3 protein-coding genes are annotated in these 3,114 nt (G+C 55.8%); 1 reads left to right on the forward strand and 2 read right to left on the reverse strand.

The annotated features are described in order from the left end of the window. Positions 1-487: 487 nt before the first annotated feature. Positions 488-1,762: a Shedu immune nuclease family protein gene (locus BYZ73_RS20695; RefSeq protein ID WP_112317510.1), complete on the reverse strand. Its 1,275-nt coding sequence runs from the start codon at positions 1,760-1,762 to the stop codon at positions 488-490. A gap of 437 nt (positions 1,763-2,199) precedes the next feature. Here BYZ73_RS20695 and BYZ73_RS22560 point away from each other — a divergent pair, with 437 nt between their 5' ends. Continuing rightward, entirely contained in the window at positions 2,200-2,598 is a 399-nt protein-coding gene (locus BYZ73_RS22560; protein WP_146746377.1) for a hypothetical protein, read from the forward strand. Between the two features lie 281 nt (positions 2,599-2,879). Here BYZ73_RS22560 and BYZ73_RS23595 read toward each other — a convergent pair. Then, positions 2,880-3,114, reverse strand: a 235-nt coding sequence (locus tag BYZ73_RS23595) for a hypothetical protein (RefSeq protein ID WP_220086872.1), incomplete at its 5' end; no start/stop codon positions are given.

The raw sequence follows: 3,114 nt of genomic DNA on the forward strand, positions 1-3,114 counted from the left end.
AAATCCGGCCCATGCGGGCGTCCTGACGGAAGAAGCCACTCATGAAATACCCTCTCAAATTCGCGCCAAGGTAGTGAGATAGATCCTAGCCTGGCAACCCCAGGCATTCACTTACTTTTGGGTGCGCGGGGCTATTGGCAGTATCATGCCGATTTGCGGAATGGCGTGACGCAACGGTAGGTGCGGGCGTAGACGCTGTATGGACAAGCGATCAGGAACAGCTTCCAGCTCTTCCAGAGCCAACACCGAAAACAGGTTCGCCTATGCTTGCTGCGCTTTCCACGAGTGGCTGCTTTCTTGTTTTCTGTGGTCAGCAGGGTCCGGAGCGTCGAACGGCCGCTATCGGCAGGGAGCGCCCGAGTCGGTTGAGCCAGGCGCTCCGGCGCCATGCTGCGCCGCCGCAGGTCCGCTCCGAGCCCACCTTGACTGATGCCAAGTGCCTCACGAGTGTCTGCTCCCGAGATCACTCTGCAGCTACGGCCCGCTTCTAAGTGAGCTTACGCCGCTGTAGAGACGCAATCACGTTTTCTAAGCGAGCGAGTAGGTCGTCGTAGGTCATGATGTCGACCATGTTAGCGTATTGCCGTTTAATAATATCCAGATCGAGTTGATGATCGCGCTCCCGTCCTTGAATTTTGCGGACCATGGGCGTTCGCCCCATGATAATTAAGCCTTTCGGGTTGGCAATGCGGATCGAAAGACCAGCTGGCAGGTGGTTTTTAAAATTCTCGGTCAACTTTTGCTCGCCCTTGAGACCCCACTTGGAGAGATGAAAGAGATACTTTTCGGTCTGGACTATGGCTCCAGTCAACTCCCGAGTGGGAACAAAGTTGTCTCGGTAGAGTGTACGGCCGAGGACTGCCGCCGCGGAGGGCTTTTTTATTTCGATCACGTCGAGCGCCCCACTGGCATCCACAAGGCAGAGATCGATTTCCCGTGTCGTGGAGCGTAAGGGGTCGGAATAGACATCGCTGACCGGAACGCTCTCAAGAGCCGCAATGTATTTCGGGAAGATAAGCAATATAACCTTCGCGATCATACGCTGCCAGTCCGCTTCGCTGCGATCTTCCTCTTTTTGCAGCCATTGCGCGATTAGGTCGTGCAGGTAGAGGTATTTCTGGATCTCCGCCTCGATGAGGGCTGCCTGTTCTAACGGCTTGTCCGTGACAACCGAGACGCGACGATTGAGGTAACGCTCGTAAGCCTCCCGCGCGCTTTTCATCGGCTGGATCGCCTCGCCAACGACCGCCTCGACGCGGGCTAACGCATAGCGGTTCATCTCGCCCGAGTTCGGGAAATTGGCCAAAAGTTCTTTGAACACTTCGGGGGAGATGGCCCCCTCGATCTTCTCAGGATCACCAACGACGATTGGACTTTCATCCTCTTTAAGCTTCGCGATCCGTCCGAAGATGTTAATATTGCGCTCTGCCACAAATGTTTTTCGTTCAAGTTCGACGGTATCTTGCTGTAGCCAGACGTCGTTGCGGATACCCAAAAGGCGACCAGCGATGCGGTGATACCCCTTCTTGGTCTCTGCGAACCTGAATCTCAACACTTCTTGATCGTCGATCTCGGCATCACGTGTGGCGTCCTGACCAAGGAGGCGATCAGCGTCGCTTAGATCGCTTTGCTGAAAACGGAATACCCGGGAAATTTGGACACGACCTGATTCACGAAGTTCGCTGAGGACCCACGTGTTACTACCGAACTCAGAGCTGTATTCGAAAATGACTCTGGATTTCCGGGTTTTGAAGTCAATCAATTGCGCGGCCTCCTATTCAATATGGCCATGAACTTCATTCTATACTCCCGGGACACGACGTCGAAATTGATCGACAGGTTCGGTAGCCGATGGCGAGAATCGAGAAGCTTGCTCGATACCTTATGCCTTTTCGGAACGTACGGTGAAAGCAGACGTTCGATTGGCTACGGCGAGTGGTGGCTCTGTCCGCTCTCCTGACCTTGGCGGATTCAGGGCGCGCTGCAACCGCGATGACCGTCCGCTTTCGCGACTCCGCAGGCAGCAAGGGTCGGGGCGCGCAACGTCCGCAACCGGCAGGGAGCGCCTGAGCGTGCGCCGAGGCGCACCGGCGCCATGCCGCACCTCCGCAGGTCTGCTCCGAGCCCATATTGACCGATGCCTGAACGTCGACGAGTATCGCTCAAATAGTTCTTGGCAACTAGTGGAGTAGTGCAGCAATGCCATTTCCCGGCATCTTCTTACTGATCGGCATGTTTGGTTTCATTTATATGATTTTGGCGTTTCAGCTGAGTAGCAGTTTTCCGCCCTTCTATGCAGAGGTGAACGCTGAGGGGGACATCAAGCTTGATCTTCCTTACATTCTCGCAGTGTTCCTTGCCCTAGGAGTGGCTTGTGTTTTCTTTTTCCCTTATCTCTTTGGTATCTTTGCCCTAGCTTGCGGTTGGGTCGGTATTCGGATTAGGCGAAGAGTTCAAAAGCGGACTAACGGTCCGCTCCCATGGCTTCTTAATCCGCTAACTATCGGCGTGATGAATCGTTGGCCAATGCTCTTATTTGATGCTTGGACCATCGGGTTTGCAGCGCTGGTGTTCCTCGTAATGCTCTATGGCCTATGATAATCTTTGTGCGCTCGATCTTTATGCGATACTGCCTTTGAGGGCCCAAGCGGTCACTTCACAGCTGCAGCGATTTGGCGCTTTGGTCCGCACTGTTGACCTTGGTGGCCTCAGTGCATGCAGCAGCGGGGATGAACGGCCGCTTCCGTGATCCGCTGCCGGATCGGGCTTGGAGGACCGAACGGCGGCTATCGGCAGCGAGCGCCCGAGCGGGCGGCCCGAGGGGCTCCGGCGCCATGCTGCGCCGCCGCAGGCCCGCTCCGGGCTCTTAGCCCCGTTCCTTAGCTCATGGTCCCAACGATCACGGCCAGAATAGCGGAGCCGACCAGCGTTGCAGTGGCGACCAAGCACTTCACAGAGAGATTGAGGTCGAGGGCAAACACGCGCCAGATGACCGCTGTGGATACGAGTCCTGACAGAACCAAACTCCACCCCACATTCGCATTCACAGCATACCACACCTGCCCTGCTCCCCAACCTTGGACCGCCGGAAGTTGGATTTTTCCGGCTGCCTCA

It is taken from the genome of Rhodovulum viride (assembly GCF_003265965.1).
Lineage (GTDB): Bacteria > Pseudomonadota > Alphaproteobacteria > Rhodobacterales > Rhodobacteraceae > Rhodovulum > Rhodovulum kholense.